The sequence below is a fragment of the Streptomonospora salina genome (assembly GCF_014204715.1).
GTDB classification, from domain to species: Bacteria; Actinomycetota; Actinomycetes; order Streptosporangiales; family Streptosporangiaceae; genus Streptomonospora; species Streptomonospora salina.
The window spans coordinates 4984330-5008988 of the sequence record NZ_JACHLY010000001.1 but is presented as its reverse complement, the minus strand read 5'-3'; the positions used below and the strand labels follow the sequence as shown (position 1 = coordinate 5008988).

Annotated in this window: 14 protein-coding genes; 7 read left to right on the top strand and 7 right to left on the bottom strand. The window is 73.7% G+C overall.

Features of this window, described 5'->3' with window-relative positions:
• Positions 1–14: 14 nt before the first annotated feature.
• From HNR25_RS22590 to HNR25_RS22560, 7 genes are all read right to left on the bottom strand, one after another.
• Positions 15–9722, bottom strand: coding sequence for a type I polyketide synthase (locus tag HNR25_RS22590; RefSeq protein WP_246464726.1), 9708 nt, complete (start codon positions 9720–9722; stop codon positions 15–17).
• 613 nt (positions 9723–10335) lie between these two features.
• Positions 10336–11595, bottom strand: a complete 1260-nt coding sequence (locus HNR25_RS22585; RefSeq protein ID WP_184638484.1) for a styrene monooxygenase/indole monooxygenase family protein — start codon at positions 11593–11595, stop codon at positions 10336–10338.
• A gap of 60 nt (positions 11596–11655) precedes the next feature.
• Positions 11656–12213 carry a GTP-binding protein gene (locus HNR25_RS22580; protein WP_184639716.1) on the bottom strand — a complete coding sequence of 186 codons (558 nt, stop codon included), beginning with the start codon at positions 12211–12213 and terminating at the stop codon, positions 11656–11658.
• A 13-nt stretch (positions 12214–12226) separates the two neighbouring features.
• Positions 12227–12586, bottom strand: coding sequence for a DUF742 domain-containing protein (locus HNR25_RS22575; RefSeq protein WP_184638482.1), 360 nt, complete (start codon positions 12584–12586; stop codon positions 12227–12229).
• Between the two features lie 49 nt (positions 12587–12635).
• Positions 12636–13061: a roadblock/LC7 domain-containing protein gene (locus HNR25_RS22570; protein ID WP_184638480.1), complete on the bottom strand. Its 426-nt coding sequence runs from the start codon at positions 13059–13061 to the stop codon at positions 12636–12638.
• Positions 13062–13149: 88 nt separating this feature from the next.
• A complete protein-coding gene (locus HNR25_RS22565) occupies positions 13150–14574 on the bottom strand; it encodes a sensor histidine kinase (RefSeq protein ID WP_246463821.1) in 1425 nt (474 codons plus the stop codon).
• A 781-nt stretch (positions 14575–15355) separates the two neighbouring features.
• On the bottom strand, positions 15356–16402 hold the full coding sequence (locus tag HNR25_RS22560; protein WP_246463819.1) for a LacI family DNA-binding transcriptional regulator: 1047 nt from the start codon (positions 16400–16402) through the stop codon (positions 15356–15358).
• A 278-nt stretch (positions 16403–16680) separates the two neighbouring features.
• Between HNR25_RS22560 and HNR25_RS22555 the strand changes: the two genes are divergently transcribed.
• From HNR25_RS22555 to HNR25_RS22525, 7 genes are all read left to right on the top strand, one after another.
• Positions 16681–18201 (top strand): sugar ABC transporter ATP-binding protein, encoded by a 1521-nt coding sequence (locus tag HNR25_RS22555; RefSeq protein ID WP_312862693.1) that lies wholly within the window; start codon positions 16681–16683, stop codon positions 18199–18201.
• Entirely contained in the window at positions 18198–19286 is a 1089-nt protein-coding gene (locus tag HNR25_RS22550) for an ABC transporter permease (protein ID WP_376767531.1), read from the top strand. Before HNR25_RS22555 ends, HNR25_RS22550 begins: the two co-directional genes overlap by 4 nt.
• Entirely contained in the window at positions 19276–20346 is a 1071-nt protein-coding gene (locus tag HNR25_RS22545; RefSeq protein ID WP_312862692.1) for an ABC transporter permease, read from the top strand. The genes HNR25_RS22550 and HNR25_RS22545 overlap by 11 nt, the downstream gene beginning before the upstream one ends.
• Positions 20347–20405: 59 nt before the next feature.
• Positions 20406–21485, top strand: a complete 1080-nt coding sequence (rhaS, locus tag HNR25_RS22540) for a rhamnose ABC transporter substrate-binding protein (RefSeq protein ID WP_184638470.1) — start codon at positions 20406–20408, stop codon at positions 21483–21485.
• Between the two features lie 79 nt (positions 21486–21564).
• Positions 21565–21882, top strand: a complete 318-nt coding sequence (locus HNR25_RS22535) for an L-rhamnose mutarotase (RefSeq protein ID WP_184638468.1) — start codon at positions 21565–21567, stop codon at positions 21880–21882.
• Between the two features lie 117 nt (positions 21883–21999).
• Entirely contained in the window at positions 22000–23166 is a 1167-nt protein-coding gene (gene rhaI, locus HNR25_RS22530) for an L-rhamnose isomerase (protein ID WP_184638466.1), read from the top strand.
• A gap of 2 nt (positions 23167–23168) precedes the next feature.
• Positions 23169–24635 carry a BNR repeat-containing protein gene (locus tag HNR25_RS22525; RefSeq protein WP_184638464.1) on the top strand — a complete coding sequence of 489 codons (1467 nt, stop codon included), beginning with the start codon at positions 23169–23171 and terminating at the stop codon, positions 24633–24635.
• Positions 24636–24659: the final 24 nt, after the last annotated feature.

The window sequence follows — 24659 nt, the reverse complement described above, 5'->3', positions numbered from 1 at the left end:
CTCCGGCGGCGGGCTCAGCGTGAATCCGGGAATCGGGTCGCGTCGTCGGTCAGGGCGAGGTCCACCAGGTCGTCGAGGCTCATCGCGTCGATCCCGCGCCCGTCGGGCGGGGCGCCGCCTCCCGGTCCGGGCTCGCCGCCGGTGCCCGGGCCGGTTCCGGTGCGGTCGGTGGGCGCCGCGTGGTCGCCGGCCGTGTCGTCACCCGCCATCCGCGAGGCCAGCGCCGCGGCGAGCGCGTCGGGGGTGGGATGGTCGAACAGCACGGTGGCGGGCAGCCGCAGGCCGGTGGCCGCGTTGAGGCGGTTGCGCAGTTCGACGGCGGTGAGGGAGTCGATTCCGGCTTCGGTGAGCTGCCGCCCGGGCCGCAGCGCGGTGGCCGAGGTGAGCCCGAGGACGGCCGCGGCGTGCTCGGTGACCAGCTCCAGCAACGCGGCGCGCCGGTCCTCGGGATCGTCCGGAAGACCGGAGGGGTCCGCGTGCGCGGCGGCGGCCGGATCCGCGGCGCGGGCCGCCTGCGGCAGGGCGGGGCCGGTGCGGGGGGCGCCGCCGCCCCGGGCGGCGATCCGGGCCGGGATCACGTGCGGACGGTCCAGGGCCAGTGCGGTGTCGAGCAGGCCCAGCGCGTGGCTGGTGCCCATCGGCTCCAGCCCCGAGCGGCGCGCCGCGACCGCCGCACCGTCCTCGCTCAGATGGCCGGTCATGCCGCTGGGCCGGGCCCACAGCCCCCAGGACAGCGACGTCGCGGGCAGGCCGCGCGCCGCACGGTGGTGGGCGAGGCCGTCCAGGAAGGCGTTCGCGGCGCCGTAGCCGGCCTGCCCGGCGGCGCCGAGGACGCCCACCGCCGAGGAGAACAGCACGAACGCCGACAGGTCGGCGCCGGCGGTCAGCTCGTGCAGGTGCCAGGCGCCGTCGACCTTGGCCGCCAGGACCCGGTCGAGCTGGGCGGGGGTGAGTCCGGCGAGGGTGGCGTCCTCCAGCACGCCCGCCGCGTGCACGACGGCCGTCAGCGGCCGGTCGGGCGGAACCGCGTCCAGCAGCGCGGCCGCCTGGGCGCGGTCGGCGGCGTCGCAGGCGCGCACCTCCACCTCCGCGCCCAGACCGGTCAGCTCGGTCGTCAGGTCGGCGGCGCCGGGGGCCTCGGGGCCGCTGCGCCCGCTCAGCAGCAGCCGCCGTACCCCGTGCTCGGTGGCGAGGTGGCGGGCGACGGCGGCGCCCAGGGTTCCGGTTCCTCCTGTGATCAGCACGGTTCCGTCCGGATCCAGGGGGCGCTGCGGGACGAGGACGGTCTTTCCGACGGTGGCGCCCCGGCTCAGCTCGCCCAAGGCGGCGGGGGCCTCGCGCAGCGGACGGCGCCGCACGGGCGGCGGCGCGCCCAGGCGTCCCTCGTCCAGCAGCGTGCGGATCTCGGTGAGCATCGCGCCGACCCGCTCGGGCGCCACATCGGGCAGGTTGAACGGGAGGTAGTGCACGCCCGCGTACTCGGCCGCGACGCGCTGCGGGTCGCGCAGATCGGTCTTGCCCATCTCCAGGAAGCGGCCGCCGGGCGTCATCAGCCCCAGGGACGCGTCGACGAACTCGCCGGTCAGCGCGTTGAGGACGACGTCGACGCCGCCGGAGCGGGAATCCGGTCGGGAGAACGCTGCGGCGAATCCGGTCGTGCGCGAGGAAGCCAGGCGGTCCGCGTCCACGCCCATGGCGCGCAGCAGCGGCTGCTTTCCGGGCGAAGCGGTGGCGAAGACCTCCGCGCCCAGGTGGCGCGCGAGGGCGACCGCGGCCGTGCCCACCCCGCCGGCGGCGGCGTGCACCAGCACCGACTCGCCGGGGCGCACACGCGCGAGGTCGACGAGGCCGTAGTAGGCGGTCAGGTAGGCCACCGGCACCGCGGCGGCGCGCTCGAACGTCCACCCGCTCGGGACACGGACGATCCGCCGGTGGTCGGCGACGGCCGCGGGCCCGAACGCGGCGTCGAACAGGCCCATGACACGGTCGCCCACGGCCAGGCCGTCGACGCCGGGACCGGCCTCGGTGACCACGCCTGCGCCTTCGATGCCCATGCCCTGCTCGCCGTCGAGCAGGCCGAGCCCCACGACGACGTCGCGGAAGTTCATCCCGGCGGCGCGCACGTCGATGCGCACCCCGCCGGCCTCCAGCGGAGCCGAGGCCCACGGCGCGGGCCGCGGCAGGGCGCGGTCGAGGGAACCGGGCGCGGCGACGTCGATGTGCCAGGGGGCGCCGTCACCGGAGGGGCCGGGAGCGGGCGGCGGCGGAGCCACCGCGACGCGGGCGACGTGCACGCGCCCGCCGCGCAGCGCCGCCTGCTCCGCTCCGTCGGCCGCGACGCGGCGCAGCAGCGGCCCCAGCGGGGCGGCGCCGTCGTCGTCGACGAGCGCGAACCGGCCCGGGTTCTCGGCTTGGGCGCACCGCAGCAGCCCCCAGGCCGGGGTCTGTGCGAGCCCGTCGAGCCGGTCGGCGGGTGTGGCCGCCACCGCGTCGCGGGTGAGCAGGATCAGCCGGCCGGCGCCGAAGCGCTCGTCGCCGCACCACCACCGGGCCCGTTCCAGGACCTGCCGCGCGACGGCGCGCGCTGCGCTGCGCGGGTCGCGCCCGCCGGCCTCCGGGCAGGCCGCGACGACCGTGTCGGGCACGGGCCGCCCGGCGTCGACGTCGTCCAGCAGCGCGTCGAAGTCGGCGTAGCACCGGTCGGCGGCACCGTCGGTGCCGCCGGTGCCGCCGCGGGGGGCGGGTGCCGGCCCGACCCGTTCGGGGGCGACGCCGACGAACGCCCACCGGCCCCCGCTCGGCGGCGGGAGCTCGGCGCGTTCGGGCCAGTCGAGGGTGTACAGGTCGGCGCCGTCCCCGGCGGGGTCCGGGGCCGGCGGCCGCAGTACCAGCCGGTCCAGGCGGGCCACCGGTGCGCCGACCGGGTCGGTGAGGTCGAGTCCGACGCTTCCGGTGCCGTCGGTGCGCAGGTGGACGCGCAGGTCGGCGGCGCCGCGGGCCAGCAGCGCCAGTCCGCTGAACGTGTGCGGCAGGTGCAGGGCCGCGTCGCCCTCGGGCGCGGCGACGAGCCAGGCGTGCAGGGCCGCGTCCAGCAGAGCGGGGTGCAGCTCGAACGCGTCGGCGCCGGAGCGCACCGGCTCGGGCAGGGACACCTCGGCGAACACGTCGGCGCCGCGCCGCCAGAGCCTCGTGAGGCCACGGAAGGCGGGCCCGTAGGCGTAGCCGCGTTCGGCCAGGCGGGTGTAGGCGTCGGCGATCGCGACCGGGGTCGCGCCCTCGGGCGGCCACTGCTGCCGGTCCGGGGCCGCTGGGGCGCTGAGCGGGTCGCCGGCGGTGAGCGCGCCGCTCGCGTGCCGCTGCCAGGGCTGTTCGCCGCCGGCCGGGCGGGCGTAGACCGCGCAGGTGCGCCGCCCGTCGCCGTCGGGCGCCGACAGGACGACCCGGACGTCGGTGCCGCCGCCGTCGTCGGGCAGCACGAGCGGCTCCGTCAGCGCCAGCTCCTCCAGCCGCAGGTACCCGAGGCGGCCGCCGGCCGCGAGGGCGAGTTCGGCCAGGGCCGACCCGGCCAGCAGGATGCGGCCGCCGACGGCGTGATCGGCCAGCCAGGGCTGTTCGCGCACGGACAGGCGTCCGGTGCACACCGCCTGCCCGTCGCCGACGTCCACGGCCGCGCCCAGGAGCGGGTGCCCGGTGCCGGCCTGCCCCAGCGCAGCGGGGTCGGCGCCGGCGCGGGGCGCCTGGAGCCAGTAGCGGCCGTGCTGGAAGGGGTAGGTCGGCAGGGCGACGCCGCCCGGGCGCGCGGACGGCACCAGCGCGGTCCAGTCGACGGGAGCGCCGCGCACGAACGCCTCGGCGATCGAGGTGAGCAACCGGTCAGCGCCGCCCTCGCCGCGGCGCAGCGTGCCCAGGGCGGTACCCGCGGCCCGCACCTCGGCCAGGGTGTCCTCGACGGCGGCGGTCAGCACCGGGTGCGGCCCGCATTCGATGAACAGGCCGTGGCCCGCGCCGGCGGCGGCCCGAACCGCCGGGCCGAACCGCACGGGTTCGCGCAGGTTGCGGTACCAGTACTCGGCGTCGAGTCCGGCGCCGTCGAGTTCGGTGCCGGTCACGGTGGAGTAGAAGGGCACGTCGCAGGAGCGGGGCGCGATACCGGCGAGCTCCGCGGCGATGCGCGTGCGTGCGGCGTCGACGCGGGGGGTGTGCGAGGCGTAGTCGACGTCGATGTCCCGGGCGCGCACGCCCTCCTCGCCGGCGGCGGCGACCAGTGCGGCCACGGCGTCGGCATCGCCGGAGACGACGGTGGCGGCGGGCCCGTTCAGCGCGGCGATGTGGACGCGACCGCCGCGCACCTCCGGCCGCTGCCGCGTGCGCTCGGGCCCTTCACCGAGCGCGGCCATGGCACCGCCGGGAACCAGTTCGGCGACGGCGCGGCTGCGCAGGGCCACCACCGCGGCCGCGTCGTCGAGGGTGAGCGCGCCGGCGACGCAGGCGGCGGCGACCTCGCCCTGGGAGTGGCCGACGACCGCGGCCGGGGCGACGCCCACGCGGCGCCACACCTGGGCCAGGGACACCATCACCGCCCACAGCACCGGCTGCACGACGTCGACGCGCTCCAGCCCGGGTGCTTGCGCGTCGCCGCGCAGCACGGCCTGCGGGGACCAGTCGACGTGCGGCGCCAGCGCCCGTTCGCATGCGGCGAAGCGTTCTCGGAAGGCGCGCGAGGCCTCCAGCAGCTCGGCGCCCATGCCGGTCCATTGGGAGCCCTGGCCGCCGAAGACCAGCACGGGCCCTTCGGGCAGGTCCGCGCTGCCCTGGACCGTCCGGGCGCCGGGGGGCTGTGCGCGCCCCCGGGCGAGCGCCGACAGCCCGTCCATGAGGGTGTCGCGTTCGGATGCGAGCACGACGGCGCGGTGCTCGAAGTGCGTGCGCTCGGCCGCGAGGGCGTAGGCGACGTCGGCGGGACCCGTGCGCGGCCCGGCCCGCAGCGCCGACCGCAGGCGCTGCGCCTGGTGGTGCACGGCCTCGGGTGCGGCGCCGGAGACGGCCCAGGGCACGAGGTCCGTACGGACCGGGGGTTCGGCGGGCGGCGCGGACTCCCCGGTTCGTCCGGTCTCCTCGGTCTCCCCGGTTCGTCCGGCCGGTCCGTCCGCACCGGTCGGCGCGGACGCGGGCGGGGTCGCGGCGGCTCCGGGGGTTTCGTCGAGGCCTCCGAGGAGGCGGCCGGGGGCCGGGACCGCGTCGGCGGGTGCGGCGAGGGCGGCGAAGTCGTAGGCGTGGCCGGCGGGCGGTTCTTCGACGAGCACGTGAGCGTTGGTGCCACTGATACCGAACGACGACACCGCCCCGATCCGCCGACCCCCGCTCTCCTCCCACACCCGCGAACCCCCGACCACCGCACCCAACCCCAACCCGCCCCAATCGACCAGCTCCGACAACCCCTCCTCGGCCCCCGCCAACCCCGGCACCACACCACGCCCCACCACCCCCAGCAACGACACCAGCCCCGCGACGCCGGCCGCCGCCTGCGCATGAGCGATATTGGCCTTCACCGACCCCACCACCACACCACCGGCCCCGACACGAGCCCGCCCATACACCGCACCCAGCGCCCGCACCTCGATCGGATCACCCAGCACCGTGCCCGTCCCATGCCCCTCGACCACCCCCACCTCGGAAGCCCCCACCCCCGCATCGGCCAAAGCCGCCCGCATCACCGCCTCCTGCGCCACCCCGCTCGGCGCCGACAACCCGTTACTCGCCCCGTCCGAATTCACCGCCGACCCCCGCACCACACCCCAGATCCGCCGCCCCGCAGCCACCGCATCCGACAACCGCTCCAGAACCAGCACACCGGCGCCTTCGGCCCAGGCGGTGCCGTCGGCCGCTGCCGTGTAGGGCTTGCAGCGGCCGTCGGGGGCCAGGCCCCGCTGAGCGCTGAACTCGGTGAACATGCCCGGCGTGGCCATCACCGTGGCACCGCCGGCGAGGGCGAGGTCGCACTCGCCGCGTCGCAGCGCCTGCACCGCCTGGTGCAGCGCCACCAGCGACGACGAGCACGCGGTGTCGACGGTGACCGCCGGTCCGGTGAAGCCGAGTACGTAGGAGATCCGACCGGAGACCGCACCGCCGGTCCTGCCGGTCAGCAGGTGGCCGCCGGTTCCGGCCGCGGGCTCGTGCAGCCGGGGCCCGTAGTCCTGGCCGGAGGCTCCCGCGAACACCCCGACGCGCCGGCCGCGCAGGTCGGCGGGGCGCAGTCCGGCGCGTTCGACGGCTTCCCACGCCGTCTCCAACAGCACCCGCTGCTGCGGATCCATCGCCAGCGCCTCCCGCGGCGACACCCCGAAAAACGCCGCGTCGAACCCCGCCGCATCCGCCAGAAACCCCCCGCGCCGCACACGACTCGACCCCGCACGCCCCCCGTCCGGGTCGAACAACCCCTCCACATCCCACCCGCGATCCCCCGGAAACCCCGACGTGGCGTCACCACCCGAAGCCACCAGATCCCACAACCCCTCCGGCGACCCCACACCCCCCGGAAACCGACACCCCACCCCCACCACCGCGACGGAGGCGTCCGAGGACGCATATGCGCGCGGTGCGCCGTCGCCGGCCGCCGGATCGGGGCCGTCCTGCTCGGCACGCAGCCTGGCCGCCAGCCGCTCGGGCGTGGGGGCGTCGAAGAGCAGGGTGGCGGGCAGCGCGAGCCCGGTGGCCTCGCTGATGCGGTCGCGCAGCTCGACCGCCAGGATCGAGTCGAAGCCCAGGTCGCGGAACGCGGTACCGGGGTCGACGCCGGCGTGCGAGGCGTGGCCGAGAACGGCCGCGGTTTCGGACAGCACCAGCTCACGCAGCCGGCGCCGGTCGGCGGCCGTGTGCGCACGCGGCTCGCCGCCGCCCTCCCCCGGCACTCCGGCCTCCGTGCTGTGCCGCGCATCGGCGCCCGGGGCGGCCTCCGCCGCGCCGGCGCCGCGCGCATCCCGGGCCTGCGGCGCGTCCGGCGCTTCGGGATCTGCGGCCGGTCGGGGAGCGAAGGAGCGGCGCTGGAACGCATAGGTGGGCAGCTCCACCGGCTCGGCTCCGCCGGCCCAGACCGCGTGCCGGTCGAGACCGACACCGTTGACGTGCAGCGCCGCCGCGTACTCGGCCGCCGCGCGCTCCTCCCCGCCCGGGCGGATCCCGGCGACGAACGCCGCCTCCGACGCGCCGCCGCGCGCCTCGGCCGCCTCGCGCGCCATGGCAGACAGGCTTCCGCCCGGTCCCAGCTCGCAGTAGACCCCGGTGCCGTAGTCGTGCAGCGTGTCGAGGCAGTCGGCGAAGCGCACCGCATGGCGCGCCTGGTGCGCCCAGTACTGCGGATCGGCGAGCTCGTCGGGGCCGGCCACGCGCCCGGTCACCCCCGACACCAGCGCGGGTCCGTCGGCCGGGCGTACCCGGAGGCCGCGGGCCGCCGCCCGCAGCGCCGGTAGCGCAGGGTCGACCAGCGGCGAGTGGAAAGCGTGGCTGACCTGCAGGCGCCGGGTGCTGCGGCCGCGCTCGCCCAGCAGCTCGGCGATGCGTGCTGCCGGATCCCGAGCGCCCGAGATCACTACCGACTCGGGACCGTTCACCGCGGCGATCGCGACCTCGGCACCGACACCCTGGGCGTCGATCAGCGCGCCGGTCTCGGCGGCGCCGGCGCGCACGGCGAACATGGCTCCGCCCTCGGGAAGCGCGTCCAGGCCGCGGGCGCGGGCGGCCACCAGCCGGCAGGCGTCGGCCAGCGTGAACATGCCGCTGACGTGGGCGGCCGCCACCTCGCCGATGGAGTGCCCGGCCACCAGCCGCGGCCGCACGCCCCACGACTCCAGCAGGCGGTAGAGGGCCACGCCCACCGCGAACAGCGCGGGCTGGGTCCAGCCGGTGCGGTCCAGCAGCGACGCCGGACCGGTCCCCTCCCGCGCCCACAGCACGGTGCGCAGCGGGCTCGGCAGCAGCGGGTCGAGTTCGGCGCAGACGGCGTCCAGCGCCGCCGCGAAGACCGGCTCGCGTTCCGACAGCGCCCGCCCCATACCGGAGTACTGGGTGCCCTGGCCGGGGAACACGACCGCGAGCGGGCCCTCGCGGACGGTGCCGCGCAGAACGCCGGTGCGGCGCGTGCCGTCGTGCAGCGCCGCCAGACCGGTGAGCAGGTCCGCACGGTCGGCGGCGACGACGGCGGCCCGCCGGGGCAGGGCACTGCGGGTGGTGGCCAGCGCCCCGGCGAGGCCGGGCGGATCCAGGCCGGGGTCGGCCTCGACCCGCGCGTGCAGCCGGCCGGCCTGGGCGCGCAGCGCGGCGTCGCCGGCCGCGGAGAGCACGAACGGCCGGTAGGCGGGCGCGGCTCCGTCGTCGGCCCCGGACCGTTCGGACCGCCCGGACGCGCGGTCCGTGCCGGTTGCCGCGGCGGCGCCGGTGCCCGGCGGCGGTTGCGCTAGGAGCATGTGGCAGTTGGTGCCGCCCATGCCGAAGGAGGACACCCCCGCCACCCGGCGGGCGCCGGTCGCGGGCCACGGTTCGGCGGTGCGCTGCACGGCCAGCCCCAGGTCCGCCAGCGGGATGTCGGGGTGCGCGCTCGCGAATCCGGCCACGGGAGCGAGTTCGCCCGACTCCACGGCCAGCACCGCTTTGATCAGCCCGGCGATGCCGGCGGCCGCGCCGAGGTGCCCGATGTTGGTTTTGACCGAGCCGACCGGCAGTGGGTCGCCGGCGGGCCGGTGCGCGCCCAGCGCTTCGCCGAGGGCGGCCGCCTCGACGGGGTCGCCGGCGCGGGTTCCCGTGCCGTGCAGTTCCACGTAGCCGACCTCCGCCGGGTCGACCCCGGCGTCGCGGCAGGCCAGGCGCACCACGTCGGCCTGACCGCCGGCGGTGGGGGCGGCCAGGCTCGGGCCGCCGCCGTCGTTGCCGACGGCGCCGCCCAGCAGCACGGCGTGGACCCGGTCGCCGTCGGCGCGGGCCTGGGCCAGCGGCTTGAGCAGCACGACGCCGCCGCCCTCGCCGCGCGCGTAACCGTCGGCCCGGGCGTCGAACGTGCGGCAGCGCCCGCTCGGCGAGAGGGCGCCGAACTCCCGTTCGCGCTCCGCCGCCTCGGGCGCGAGGTTGAGGTGGGCGCCGCCGGCCGCGGCGAGGTCGGACTCCCCGCGGCGCAGGCTTTCCACGGCCAGGTGCACGGCGGCCAGTGCGGAGGACTGACCGGTGTCCACGGCCATGCTGGGACCGCGCAGACCGAACACGTAGGAGATCCGGTTGGCGATGACGGCCCGGCTGGTGGCGGTCAGCGTGTGGTGCGTGGGCTCGGCGGTGCGGGCGGAATGGTCGTCGCCCATGGCTCCGACGAACACGCCCGTCCGGCTGCCGCGCAGCCGCTCGACGGGCAGGCGCGCGTCCTCGGCGGATTCCCACGCCAGTTCCAGCAGGAGCCGCTGGCGGGGGTCCATGGCCGCGGCCTCGCGCGGGGAGATCCCGAAGGGCTCGGGGTCGAAAACCTCGGCGTCGACGAACCCGCCGGGCAGCGGGCGGCCGCCGATGTGCGCGGCCGCCGGGGCGCGGCCGGGCGGGGGCTCGGTGAGGGCGCTGCGGCCCTCGCGCAGCAGCCGCCGGAAGGATTCGGGGTCGCCGGCTCCGGGGAACCGGCAGGCGGTTCCGATGACGGCGATGCCCCGGTCCTCGCTCCGTTGCGCTGTCGTGGCCGCACGTCCCCGCTGCATCACGTCGCTCACCCCTGCCGGTCCGCCGCTGAGCCCGCCGCGGATGCGGGCGTGCGCACTCGGCACGCCGCGCCCGCGGCGGGCCGACTGCGGCGGAATGCGTATCCGCCTGGAAAAACGGTCGCTATTCGATGATCATTCGCACGGAAACGATCTTTCGTTTCCCGTCGCGGGGCCGGTGTCGGCACCCGCGGTCATCGGTGCCTTGTTCCGTCCGCGTCGGTAGCGGGTGCGCCGCGCGTGCGCGCCTGCGGGTATGCGGATCTACTCCGGGGGAGGACGCGGCGCTCGGGGTGCGGTCGGTCCGCCGACGACGTGCCCATTGCCATATCGGCCTCCGGAGGTCGGTGCGGGAAAACGATCACGGAACCACCGCTCGGGAAGCATATGCCCCAAAAGGGGCCATACTCCACTTAGGCAGTCAATCCAGAGTAATCGTAACCCTTAGCTATAACCGGATCAATAGTCCCGCCATTCCCCACGGCAGAACACGGTGAGCAGCGGGTTCACGCGAAAGCGGTGGTGAGGGAGAGATGTGTGAGGCCCAGGAAACAAATTCGGTCCGCACACCCCGTCGGGGTGTACGGACCGAATCGCGATACGTGTTCCGGCGCTACCTCCCACCGTGGGCGGCCGCCACCTCGTCCAGGTAGGCACGGGCCTTTTCCGGGTCGTAGAGCCACTTCTCGAAGTCGGGCGGGTAGTCCCACCCCTGGATCCAGCGATCGCCGACCTCGGGGTAGGTCGCAGCGGCCCCGATGATCTCCTGGAAGTGCGGCGGAAGCTCCTGGTCCCACATCGTCGAGCAGAGCTCGGCGAAACTCTGCACGGGAAGCCCGTACTCCCAGAAGCGCTCGAAGGCGCCGGCGAGGAACTCCTCGTCGAAGGGCCGGTCGCCGTGCTCGACGATGCTCTGCAGGTAGCTGCGCGCGCAGCGGGTGGAGTGGTTCCACCCCTGGCCCACGAAGGGGTCCATGGTGATCACCACGTCGGCGATACCCAGGGCCAGCCCGCCCGAGGGCAGTACTCCCACGGGATTGCGCACCTGCGGGGTGAAGTACTCCACCAGCGTGCTGCTGCCGTCGACCAGCGACGCCCCGGCGACCCGCTCGTAGTACTCCGGGGCGTAGGTGCGCAGCAGGTCCTGCATCCGCCGCCACTGCTCATCGGGGCGGGGCCGGTCGGGCCAGACGTCCATCGGCCCGCCGCGCCGGTCGCCGAGGAACAGCGAGTGGCACGGTCCGTCGGCGGTGAGGAACGGCAGGAGGATCATGTTCCCGGCGTCGGCGGCAGAGGCGGCCCAGCCGATGTTGGGGCTCTCGCCGGCGTCGGGCAGCACGTCGTAGATGTTGGCCTGGGCCACCACGCGCGGCCGCGCCCCGCTGAAGCGGCTGGTGTCGTTGTCGAACAGGGCGCCCAGCTCGCCGTGGCCCACGGCGACCACGATCAGGTCGAACATCCGGGAGAAGTAGTCGAGGTCGCTGAGCGTGACGCCGTGGATGACGACCTTGCCGCCGGCGTCCTCGAAGTACTCCAGCCAGTCGGCCATCTTGATCCGCCGGTCGATGGAGATCGTGTACTGGTCCCGGGCTCCGGTCCGGCCCTTGAGGACCGCCGCCTCGCCGCCCGGCGGATAGAGGTGCATCTTGAAGTCCTCGATCCGCGGGGCCTGGCCGCTCCAGAAGTCCAGGTGGAGCTCGCGCTCGTAGTCCAGCGCGGTCGGAAACGTCATCTGGGTGATCGACGGCCGGCCGGTACGGATCTCCTGCGAGCTCTGCCCGGTGATCACCGTGACGTCGTAGCCGTGGTTGAGCAGGCCGTGGGCCAAGTGGAGGCCCGAGTGCCCGGCGCCGACGATGAGGATCTTGCGCATCAGAGTCGTCCTTCTCGGGGAGTCTGCGGGGTGCGCCGACCGGGGGAGGCGGCGAAGCGGTCATCCCACCGGCGCGGCGGCGGCGTTGGTCGTCAGCGCGTAGCGGAGCAGCGACTTGAGCACCGAGCCGCTGGAGGAGCGGTCGCGTGCGTCGAAGTCGAGGATGGGCACGTCGGCGCTCACCTCAAGCGCCTCGCGGATCTCCTCGACGGTGTACTCCAACTGCCCGTCGAACCTGTTCAGCGCCACGACGTAGGGGATGCGCCGGTTCGTCTCGAAGTAATCGACGGCTTCGAAGCTGTCGGCCAGCCGCCGGCAGTCGACGACCACCACCGCTCCCACGGCCCCGCGCACGAGGTCGTCCCACATGAACCAGAACCGCGCCTGGCCGGGGGTTCCGAACATGTACAGGATCAGCTGCTGGTCGACGGTGATGCGGCCGAAGTCCATGGCCACGGTGGTGGTGACCTTCTGCGGTGTGGCGGAGGTGTCGTCGTGCGGGACGCTCGCCTCGGTCATCACGGCTTCGGTCGTCACCGCCGGAATCTCCGAGACCGAGCCGACGAGTGTCGTCTTCCCCGCTCCGAAACCACCGGCGATGACGATCTTGGTCGACATCTTGGTCGGCATGTCACTGGAAAAGTCGTTCGAGACCACGAAGCGCCCTCTCGAGAACCTGGTTTTCGGACGGGCTGTCGCCCGTGATGGTGGGGTGGATGTACACGACTCCCAGCTCGGCGAGATCGCTGAGCAGTACCTGTGTCACTCCGAGCGGGATCTTCAGCTCCGCCGAGACCTCGGCGACCGAGCGCGTCTCCCGGCACAGCAGGTAGATCCGCTGCGACTCGGGCAGGAGGTTCGCGGGAGCGTCGTCGCTGGGATCGGCGGTGGAGACGAGCGTCTGCACCATGAGGGGGTGGCGTGATCGGGTCCGCCCGCCCGTGAACGTGTAGGGGCGGATACGCGAGCCCCTGCGCTTGCGGTAGCTCATGACTGTGGCAACCTCTTCATTCGCTCCCGGACTGCCCGGGCCGCCGGCTCTAGTTCCCGATCACGTCCCGCAGCTGGGACCGCAGCTGCGGGGTGAGGGCGTGGCCGACGTTCTCCACGAGCCGGGTCATCTGGTAGGCGACGATCTTCATGTCCGCCGACGGCGTGGTGAGTACCGCCAGGCAGGAGCCGTCGCTGATCGACATGACGAACAGGTGGCCGCGCTGCATGCGCACGATCAGCTGCTCGCACTCGCCTTTGGAGAACAGCTTCGCGCCGCCCACGGCCAGGCTGTGCATACCGCTGGCGATGGCCGCGAGCTGCTCGGCGTGCTCCTCGGGGAAATCCTGGGAGGAGGTCAGCACCAACCCGTCGGAGGAGACCACGACCGCATGGTCGACCCCGGGGACGTCGGCGACGAAGTTGTTGATCAGCCAGGCGAAGTTCTCTGCGGTCACGGCTATCTGGTTGTCCATCGCTTCTTCCAGCTCTCTCGCTCGGCGTGCGGGGGTCGGTGCCTGCGCGGAATGCGGCGCGCAGCGCGCGTGTACGCGCCGCGGCGGATCACGGCCGCTCCGCGCGACCGTCGTCCTCGCGGGTGGCGGCGCGCTCGCCCTCCATGAAGCCGTCCAACTCGTCGCGGATGCGCTCGGCGCGCTGAGCGGGGTCTTCGGCGGGTTCGGGGGTCGACGGCTCCTCGGCCGGCATCGTCCGCAGCGGCGACGGATGCGCGGTGCGGCGCGGCAGCCCCGCATCGGTGACCGCGGAGCTCCGGCCGCTCTGGCGCGGGCCGCCGGGACCGTCGGAGGATCCGGGTGCGCCGGAGTCGCCGGGGCGGCCCTCGGATGCGGGCTCGGCGCGGTGGGCGCCGGGCTGGGGCGGGCCCGCGGCGGGCTGCTGCGGGGCCGGTTGCGGGGCGGCGGCCGCCATAGCGGGCTTCGCCTGGTGCGGAACCGCCGACGCGGGAGTAGGCGCGGGCCCGGCGGTGCTCAGCAGAGTGGCGGGGACCACCGTGTAGGCGCTGACCCCGCGGAAGGCGCGGGCCTCCAACTGCGCGCGCAGGCCGTGGCGGTGGGCGATGCGGCTGGCTACGTAGAGCCCCATGTGGCGCATCACGCGCTTGTCCAGCACCGGGGTCCCCGCCAATCGGGTGTTGATGTCCGCCAGTTGTTCCTCGGGGATGCCGATGCCTTCGTCCTCGACGACCACCAGCAGCGCACCGTCGGGCATCATCTGGCCGCTGATGACGACCTGGGCGTGGTCGGGCGAGTGGGTGGTGGCGTTGTCGAGCAGCTCGGCCAGGAGGTGGCTGAGGTCGTCGGCGGCCTCACCGGCGATGAACCGGTCGGGCAGGCGGCCGAGCTGGACGCGGCTGTAGTCCTTGATCTCGGAGGTGGCGGCGCGGGCCACGTCGAGCAGCGAGACCGGCTCCACGCCGGCGTCGTCGCTCTCCTGGTCGGCCAGCACCAGCAGGTTCTCGCCGTTGCGGCGCATCCGGGTGGCCAGGTTGTCGATCTCGAACAGCTTGGCCAGCAGGTCGGGGTCCTCGGTGGAGTCCTCCAGGCTGCCGACGATGTCCAGCAGCGACTCCACCATGGTCAGGTCGCGCATCGCCAGGCCGGCGAGCGCTTCGGTGAGCAGCCCCGGGTCGGGTTGGGGATCGGGAACGCGGACGGGGTCGGCCGGTCCACCGCTCCGTTCGGCGGGAGCGGGAGCGGGTGCGGAACCGTTGCGCGCGGAGCCGTTCCACTGGACCGGTCGGCCCGCTCCGGGCGGGGGCGGATCAGGGGCGGCCCGGTGGGCGCCGGGTGCCTCCGGGCGCCACGGGGCGGGGGCGTCGAACGCCCGTTCCGCCGCGGGCCCCGGGGGCGGGGCCTGCGGAGGGGGATGCCCGTGCTGCTCGGGCTCGTCCCGCCGGCCCGTCGCCAAACGGCGGAGCAGGCGCCGGAACCGCCCGCCGCGGGCGGGGGTGTCGTCGTCTGCGGTCATGCGCGTCGGCCGATCGTCGCGGCCCGGCGGTGGTGAGGGCGGCTGCGCCACAACACGCCTCCTCGAATCGTCTCGGTGACCGGGTATTCCGGCCCTGAAACAGCACCGGAAAACAGCGGAGGCCGCGGTGGCCGCCGATGGTCCCGATACCTTGATCGCGCACCGGCACACGCTGGGAGAACTCCTGTCCGGGAATTCGGATGGACGCTCGCGGCGGCGGGGGCGGCCGCTGCGACACCTCTCCCCTGGACCGGGAATTCCCCAGGCAGGCCGGAATGCAGGCACGAAACAGGTCATGTGCAGGTCTCGTTTTTCGGCGGCCCGGCTCGGGCTTCCGAATCAACGGCGAGCCTAGCAAAGGGCACCGACGAGAACAGGGAATCGCGGAAAACACCGCAGAGGGACTCTATACATCCATTCCGCACCGAAATGCACCGGAGAACACTCGATGACCGGTTCATACCGCATTCGACGTGACGAGTGCCGTCACCGAAAAGCGAGGTTCGATCCGGGCGGTCATCCGGAGTCCCGTTGGGGACTTTCGGCGCTCGGCCGCCGCAAGCGGCGCCCGCCGCTCCGGGGCCGCGGGACCGGGACGAACGGGGGATCCGCACGTACGGGCAACGCCGCCGGCGGGTCGGTCGCCGCGGAGGGGTCCGCATACGCCGGGCGGCGCCTCGGCGCGCCGCCCCCTTCGACGCCCGCGTCCCGAGCGACGCACCGCCTCCGGCTCCGGGTCCGCTCCGCCGCGGGCGGCGGCGCCCCGGCAGCCGCTGGGGCGCTAGGTGCGGTAGGCGGCCGTGGATCCGCGCACGACCAGCTGCGGGGCGAATGTCAGGCGCTCGTGGCGGTGGCCGGGGTCGCCGAGTTCCGAGAGCAGCAGCTGCATGGCCGCCCGGCCCAGCTCGTACTTGGGCTGTCCGACCGTGGTCAGCCCCGGGTGCACCAGCGCGGCCAAGTCGACGTCGTCGTAGCCCACCACCGACAGGTCGCCGGGCACACTCAGCCCCCGCTCCCCCATCCCTTTGAGCACCCCGACGGCCAGCTGGTCGTTGGTGCAGAAGACCGCCTGGGGACGGCGCCGGGGCCCGCCGGCCAGGACCTCTTCGACGGCCTTCTCGCCCGATTCGGCGTTGAGCTGGGCGGTGCGGATCACGCGCACCGCCTCGCCGGGATCGGACCCGGCCTCGGCCACGGCCGCCCGCAGCCCTTCCAGCCGGGTGCGGCACTGTTCGAGGTCGGCGGGACCGCCGAGGTAGGTGATGCGTTCGTGTCCGAGGTTGATCAGGTGGCGCCCCGCCGCCATGCCGCCGGCATGGTTGTCGACCGAGACGCTGCAGGCGGTCTCGCCGGGGACCTCGCCGATGTCCAGCAGCACTCCGGGCACGCCCTGCTTGCGCAGCCACAGCAGGTCCTCGGTGTCGCTGTCGACGGGCATGATGACGGCTCCGGCGGCGCGCTGCTCGGCCAGCAGCCGCATGGAGCGGCGCTGGCGCGCGTCCTGCTCGGCGGAGTTGAGCAGCACCACGGCCAGCCCTTCCTCCCCGGCGGTGTCCTCGACGCCGCGGGCGACCTCGGCGAAGAAGGGGTTGGTGACGTCCAGAACGAGCAGGCCCACGGAGTCGCTGCGGCCCGAACGCAGGCTGCGCCCGGACGAGTTGCGCACGTAGTCGAGTTCCTGGACCGCGCGCTCGACGCGGCGCCGGGTGGGCTCGGCGACGCGCTCGGGGCGGTTGAGGACGTTGGAAACGGTGCCGGGGGAGACTCCGGCGCGCGCGGCCACGTCGTTGATGCCGACGGGCTGGTTGGTGCCTTCGGTCGAGGACAACGCTGCTGCTCTCCGCGGTGCTCGGGCGGCTCGGGGGCCGTTCATGCTCACAGGTTTATTAAAACGTGTCAATATTCGACCTCAGACTACTCTCCCGTATCCGCCGCCGCCATAGCATGACCACATCCGGCACGTCATCACGTGAACACGGAATGACGGGGGCGTTTCGCCGCAACCCCCTTGACACACGGCCTGTGACCCACTTAACGTCCAACTTCATTGAAACGTTTTTCACGCGCGTCGCCCCCCGCGGCGCTCGACCGTCGAAGGAGGAAGCCGTGGACCGTCACCCACCACCGGCTCCTCCGCTCCTGTCGCTGGCGGGCGTATCCAAGTCCTTCGGGACGGTCCACGCCCTCCAGGACGTCTCCCTTGAGCTGCGTGCGGGCGAGATCCACGCGCTCTGCGGCGAGAACGGGGCGGGAAAGTCGACCCTGGTGAAGGTCATCGCCGGGGTGCACCGTCCGGACACCGGGCACGTCGGGATCGGAGGCGAGCCGACCGTCTTCGGCGCCCCCGCCGACGCCCAGCGGGCCGGGGTCGCCGTCATCTACCAGGAACCGACTCTGTTCCCCGACCTCTCGGTCGCGGAGAACATCTTCATGGGCCGCCAGCCCTTGGCGCGCGGGCGCCGCATCGACAGGCGCGCCATGCGCGCGTCCGCCGAAGCCCTGTTCACCCGCCTGGGCGTGCACATCGACCCGGACCGCCCCGCACGCGGGCTGTCCATCGCCGACCAGCAGCTCGTCGAGATCGCCAAGGCGATGTCCTTCGACGCGCGCGTGCTGGTGATGGACGAGCCGACCGCGGCGCTGTCGGGCGTCGAGGTCGAACGGCTGTTCGCCGTGGCGCGCTCGCTGCGGGACAACGGAGCGGCGGTGCTGTTCATCTCCCACCGCTTCGACGAGGTCTTCGCCCTGTGCGACCGGGTCACCGTCATGCGCGACGGCGGCTACGTCTCCACCGACCCCGTCGCCGATCTGACGGTCGACGACCTCGTGCACCGCATGGTCGGCCGGGAGGTCGCGGCCCTGTTCCCCAAGCAGGAGGTCACCCCCGGCGCGACCGTCCTGGAGGTCGAGGGGCTCGGCCGCGCCGGCGTCTTCGCCGACGTCGGGTTCTCGGTGCGCGCCGGCGAGATCGTCGCGCTGGCCGGGCTGGTCGGCGCGGGCCGCAGCGAAGTCGTGCGGGCCGTCTTCGGCGTCGACCGCCACGAGACCGGCACCGTGCGCATGGCCGGCACCGCGCTGCCCAACGGCCGCCCCGCCGCCGCGATGGCCGCCGGAGTCGCCCTGGTACCCGAGGACCGCCGCCAGCAGGGCCTGGTGATGGAGATGTCCATCGCACGCAACGCCACGCTGACCCGCCGCTGGCCGCTGAGCCGCATGGGCCTGCTGCGCCGGCGCGACGAAGAGCGGGAGGCGGCCGCGTGGGGCGAGCAGCTGGAACTGAAGTCCGGAGGCCTCTCCGACGCGGTCACCACGCTCTCCGGCGGCAACCAGCAGAAGGTGGTGCTGGCCAAGTGGCTGGCCACCCGGCCGCAGCTGCTCATCGTCGACGAGCCCACCCGCGGCATCGACGTCGGCACCAAGGCGGAGGTCCACCGGCTGCTGTCGGAACTCGCCGGTAAGGGCATCGCCGTGCTGATGGTCTCCAGCGAGCTTCCGGAGGTACTCGGAATGGCCGACCGCGTACTGGTCATGCACGAAGGCCGCATCGCCGCCGAACTCTCCCGCGGCGAGGCCACCGAGGAATCGGTGATGTATGCGGCGACGGGCCAGAAGGGCAGGGCGGCGTGAGCGGAACCGACGAGACCGGCGCCTCCGCGCCGACGAGCGCGCCGCCCGCCGCGGGCGCACCCGCGGGGCACGGGTCCGGGGAGCACCGCGGCGACGGGCGCGCCCGCCTGCGGATCCCCCAGGCGCGCGAACTGGGCATCCTGCTCGCCCTCGTGCTGCTGGTGGCGGTGACCACGCTGGCCAGCCCGGGGTTCCTCTCCGGGCAGAGCGTGCGCGACCTGCTGCTGGGCGCCACCCTGCTGGCGATCCTCGCCGTGGGCCAGTCGATGGTGCTGATCACCCGCAACGTCGACCTGTCGGTGGGCTCGGTGATGGGCCTGTCGGCCTTCGCCGTGGGCATGACGTTCGTATCCTTCCCCGGACTGCCCACTCCGGTGGTCATGCTGGTCGGCGTGCTGGTGGGCACGTTGTGCGGGGTGGTCAACGGCGTGCTGGTGGCTGCTGCGCGCGTACCTGCGCTGGTGGTGACCCTGGGAACGCTCTACATGTTCCGGGGAATCGACTACTGGTGGGCGGGCGGCCGGCAGATCAACGCCGCCGACATGCCCGACGGGTTCCTGGGCCTCTCGCGCGTGACTGTGCTGGGTGTCCCGCTGCCCGCGGTAGCCGCTGCGGCCGTGGTCGTGGCCGCCGGCTGGTACCTGCGCAACTACCGCAGCGGACGCGAACTGTACGCCGTGGGCTCGGAGCCGGCGGCGGCGCGGCTGATCGGCATCCCGGTGGACCGCAGGGTGTTCGCGCCCTTCGTGGTCAACGGGTCCCTGGCGGGCCTGGCCGGCGTCGTCTACGCCTCGCGCTTCGGCACCCTGGACGCGACGGTGGGCACCGGCATGGAACTGGAGGTCGTGGCGGCCGCGGTCGTCGGCGGTGTGGCGATCTTCGGCGGCAGCGGCACCGTCTACGGCGCGGCGCTGGGTGCGTTGCTGCTGTCCACCATCGACGCCGCACTGCCGATGCTGAACGTCGACGCGTTCTGGCAGCAGGCGGTGGTCGGCCTGCTGATCCTGGTCTCGATCGGACTGGACCGGCTGCTGGCGGTGCGCACCGCCCGCCGCTTGAGAGGAGGTGGTCCCCGTGGGGCCTGAGGTCGACACACCGGCCGCGAGCACCGCGCCGGCACCGGCGCGGACCGCGCCCCGGGCCCGGAGCCGCGCTCTGCGCTCGGCGGGCGCGTCACTGCGGTCGCTGCTGCGCACCCGCGAAACGTCGATCATCGGCGCTCTGCTGGTATCGATCCTGGCGGCATCGCTGATCGTCGAGGGGTTCGCCACCGGCCGCAACGCCGGTTTCCTGATTCTGGACGTGACCGCGATCGCGCTGATCGCGCTGCCGATGACCCTGGTGGTCATCACCGGCGAGATCGACCTGAGCGTGGCGAGCACGCTCGGTCTGACCAGCGCGGTCATGGGCCAGTTGTGGGTGGCGGGCCTGCCGCTGGAGCTGATCGTTCCGCTGTGTCTGGTCCTGGGATCGCTCCTGGGAGCGCTCAACGGGGTGCTGGTGACGGTGGCCGGGCTGCCGTCATTGGCGGTGACGATCGGTTCCATGGCGATGTACCGGGGCCTGGCCTATGTGGTGCTGGGCGACCGGGCGGTCGCCGACTTCCCGTTCTCCTGGACCGGCGGCGCCACCGCGCGGCTGCCCGGCACCGACATCCCCTGGATCGCCGTGCTGATCGCAGTACTGGCGGCGGTCTTCGGTGCGGTGCTGCACGCCACCCCGGTGGGCCGCGCGCTGTACGCCGTCGGCAACAACGCCGAGGCGACCCGCTTCTCCGGAATCTCGGTGCGCTGGACCAAGCTGTGGCTGTTCGTGCTCTCGGGCACGGTCGCGGCGGGCGCCGGAGTCTTCTGGACGCTGCAGTACGGCAGCGCCCGCGCCGACAACGCCTTCGCGCTGGAACTGTCGGTGGTGGCCGCGGTGCTGCTGGGAGGCGTGTCGATCTTCGGCGGCCGCGGTGCGCTGCCCGGCGTGCTGGCCGGCGTGCTGCTGCTGGGCGTCATCCGCAACGCCCTGATGCTGGCCGACGTCTCCTCCGACGTGCTCGACATCGTCACCGGACTGCTGCTGGTGGCCTCGGTGGTGGTTCCCACCACTCTGGCCCGCGTGCGCGAGCGCCGCCCCCGGGCGGCGCCGCCCTCCTAGAACCGACCCCGACATCCCCGTCCTTCCATTCCCCTGCGCACAAGGAAAGTGAATCCACCATGAGAACGCGAATCCGCTACGGCATCACCGCCGCGGCCCTGGCCGGCGTCATGCTGGCGGCCTCGGCCTGCGGCGGCACCACCCGCGGCGACGGCGACGACTCCGGCGGCTCCGGCGGCTCCGGCGGTTCCGGCGAGGCCGACCCCGACGCCGAGATCCCCGGGGACCTGGCGATCAGCTTCCTGCCCAAGCAGCTGAACAACCCCTATTTCACCGTGGCCGACGCCGGCGGTGAGGAGGCCGTCGAGGAGCTGGGCGGGGAGTTCAAGGAGGTCGGCCCTTCCGAGGCGAACGCTTCCTCCCAGGTCAGCTACATCAACACGCTCAGCCAGCAGGGCAGTGACGTGATCGCCACTGCCGCCAACGACCCCAATGCGGTCTGCGGCGCGCTGAACCAGGCCCGCCAGGCGGGCAGCGTCGTGGTCACCTTCGACTCCGACTCCGACCCCGAATGCCGCGACCTGTTCATCAAGCAGGCAACGTCGGAGGGGCTCGCCACCACCCAGGTCGAGATGATCGCCGAGCAGATCGGCGGCGAGGGCGAGGTCGCCTTCCTGTCGGCCACGCCCAACGCCACCAACCAGAACGCCTGGCTGGAGCTGATGAAGGAGGAGCTGGGCACCGACCGGTACTCCGACATCGAGGTCGTCGACACCGTCTACGGCAACGACGACGACCAGAAGTCCTTCAACGAGATGCAGGGCCTGCTGCAGACCCACCCCGACCTGGCGGGTGTCGTCTCGCCCACGACCGTGGGCCTGGCCGCCGCGGCGCGGTACCTGAGCTCCTCGGACTTCAAGGGCGAGGTGGCCCTGACCGGGCTGGGCACGCCCAACCAGATGCGGGAGTTCGTCGAGGACGGCACGGTCGAGGAGTTCGCCCTGTGGAACCCGACCGACCTGGGCTACCTGGCCGCCTACGCCGGCGCGTCGCAGGCGGCGGGCCGCATCACCGGTGAAGAGGGCCAGACCTTCGAGGCCGGGCGCCTGGGCGAGTACGAGATCGGCGCCGACGGCGAGATCGCGCTGGGTCCGCCCACGGTGTTCAACGAGGACAACATCGGCGACTTCGACTTCTGATCCGGTCCGGTTCCGGGCCGCGAGCGCGTTTCCGCGCCCGCGGCCCGGCCGGACCCCGATCCGTTCCGGGGAGGACGCGATGCAGCGGGTCTGCTTCCTGCTCAAGGTCAAAGCCGACCGCCTGGAGGAGTACCGGCGGCGCCACGCCGAGGTGTGGCCGGAGATGAAGGCCGCTCTCAGCGAGGCGGGCTGGCGCAACTATTCGATCTTCTGCCGCGAGGACGGCCTGCTGGTGGGCTATCTGGAGACCGAGGACTTCGCCGCCGCCCAGGCGGCGATGGCCGCGACCGCGGTCAACGCCCGGTGGCAGGCGGAGACGGCTCCGTTCTTCGAAGGGCTCGACGGCCGCCCGGACGAGGGGATGGTGCCGTTGACGGAGGTGTTCCACCTGGACTGACCGACGCCGCTGCGCCGGCCGCCCGCCGGGCGCCGCCGGACGGTCCCGCCGCCCCCGTCGGTCGGCGGACCGGTCGACCGGAATTTGAATCGTTACAACCACGAGGAGCCCTCCTCCATGACCGACCACAGCGCCGTCAAGTCCGCGCTGCGCAAGCAGGCCATCGAGCTGCCGTCCTGGGCGTTCGCCAACAGCGGCACCCGCTTCAAGGTCTTCGGCCAGCCGGGCGTCCCGCGCACGCCCCACGAGAAGATCGCCGACGCCGCACAGGTGCACCGCTACACCGGCGCCGCCCCCAGCGTCGCCCTGCACATCCCCTGGGACACCGTCGACGACTACCGCGAGCTGGCCGACTACGCCCGCGAGCAGGGCGTGCGCATCGGCACCGTCAACTCCAACGTCTTCCAGGACGACGACTACAAACTGGGCAGTGTCGCCAACCCCGACCCCGCCGTCCGCGCCAAAGCCCTGGACCACCTGCTGGCCTGCGTCGACGTCATGGACGCCACCGGATCGGCCGACCTGAAGCTGTGGTTCGCCGACGGCACCAACTACCCCGGCCAGGACGACATCCGCGCCCGCCAGGACCGGCTGGCCGAGGCGCTGGAGGCCGTGCGCGAGCGGCTGGGCCCCGACCAGCGGATGCTGCTGGAGTACAAGCTCTTCGAACCGGCGTTCTACACCACCGACGTGCCCGACTGGGGCACCGCCTACGCCCACTGCCTCAAACTCGGCGACCAGGCCCAAGTCGTCGTCGACACCGGCCACCACGCGCCCAGCACCAACATCGAGTTCATCGTCGCCTTCCTGCTGCGCGAGCACAAGCTCGGCGGATTCGACTTCAACTCCCGCTTCTACGCCGACGACGACCTGATGGTGGGCGCGGCCGACCCCTTCCAGCTGTTCCGGATCATGTACGAGGTCGTGCGCGGCGGCGGCTTCGAGCCGCAGGAGGGCATCGCCTTCATGCTCGACCAGTGCCACAACATCGAGCCCAAGATCCCCGGCCAGATCCGCTCGGTCCTCAACGTCCAGGAAGCCACCGCCAAGGCCCTGCTGGTCGACGCCGAGGCGCTGTCCGCCGCCCAGAGCGCGGGCGACGTGCTGGGCGCCAACGCGGTGCTGATGGACGCCTACAACACCGACGTCCGCCCGCTGCTGGCCGAGCTGCGCGCGGAGGAAGGGCTGGACCCCGACCCCATGGCGGCGTTCTCCCGCTCGGGCTACATGGAGGCGATCGCCGCCGAGCGCGTCGGCGGCCAGCAGGCCGGATGGGGGGCCTGACGATGGCGACGGCACACCCCGCACCGCGCACCTCCGCCCGGCACCGGCTGGCCGCGGCCGGCCTGGCCGCGCTCGTCCCGCTCACCGCGCTCGGTGCCGCCACCGCCCCCGCGTCCGCCGACACCGGGGCCTCCGCAGGGCCCGGCGCCGAACTGGTGCGCGACAGCGTCCTGGACGAGCAGGGCCTGTACTTCGAGTCCTACGACGGCATCGTCAACAACAACTCCTTCCAGCAAGAGGGCATCCTCACCCACGGCCGCTACCAGTACGCGGCCTGGTACACCGCCGACCGCACCGCGGTGATCGCCCGCCGCCCGGCCGGCACCCCCGCCGCGTGGCAGACGGTGGAGCTCCCGCACAAGCTCAGCGCCGACGACTCCCACAACGTCATCGCGATGGGCGTCTCGGCCGAGGACGGGCGGCTGCACATCGCCATGGACACGCACAACTCCACGGTGTACTACCTGCGTTCGCAGACCGGCCTGGCCGACGGGCGCGGCCCCTGGAAAGCCGACTCCTTCGGGGAGGTCCAGCGCAGTCTGGAGGGCCTGGATCCGGGCGGCATCACCTACCCCCGGTTCGTGCCCACCCCCGACGGCGGCCTGCAGCTGACCTACCGCACCGGCGGGTCCGGCGACGGCGTCCTGGAGCTGGCCGAGTACACCGGACAGGACTGGACGAACGTGGGCGCCTGGTCCTCGGCCGAGGGCGGATACGCCGCCAACGGCGCCACCAGCGGCACCCGCAACATGTACCTGCACGGCATCGGCTACGACACCGACGGACGGCTGCACGCCTCCTTCACCTGGCGCGAGACCGCCGCGGGCGGCGACATCCTGTGCGACCCGGGCGGCCTGGCCAACCACGACACCGGCTACGTCTACAGCGACGACATGGGCCGCACCTGGCGCACCGACGACGGGCGGCTCGCCGCCGAAACCGGCACCGGCAACCGCGTCTCGGTCGACACCCCCGGTCACGTCGTCGACCCGCTGGGTGTGGACCACGCGCTGATGAACCAGGAGTCCCAGGCCGTGGACTCGGGGGGCGCCCCCCACATCATGGTCAGCTACGTGCCCGGGCGCTTCACACAGTGCGTCGGCGACTTCGTCGGCCAGCGCGAGCAGTGGGCCCGCCCCTTCCACATCTTCCGCGACGACTCCGGTTCCTGGCACAAGACCGAGCTGCCCGAGCGCGTGGACGCCTTCGGCCGCTCGCGCCTGGTGCTGGGCCCCGACGACGACGCCTACGCCGTGCTGCCCGGAGGCACCATCCTGGCCGCCACGGCCGCCTCCGACTACAGCGACTGGCGCACCGTCTACGACGGGGCCGGGATCGACTCCTTCGGGGAAGTCCTGGTCGACGACTCGCGTCTGGACTCCGACGGCCGGCTGTCGGTCTTCTACCAGGAGCCGAGCACCGGCGAGGAGCCCTCCCCCGTCCACGTGGCCGACTTCGCGGTCGACTGAGCCCAGCAGCACACATCCAGCGAA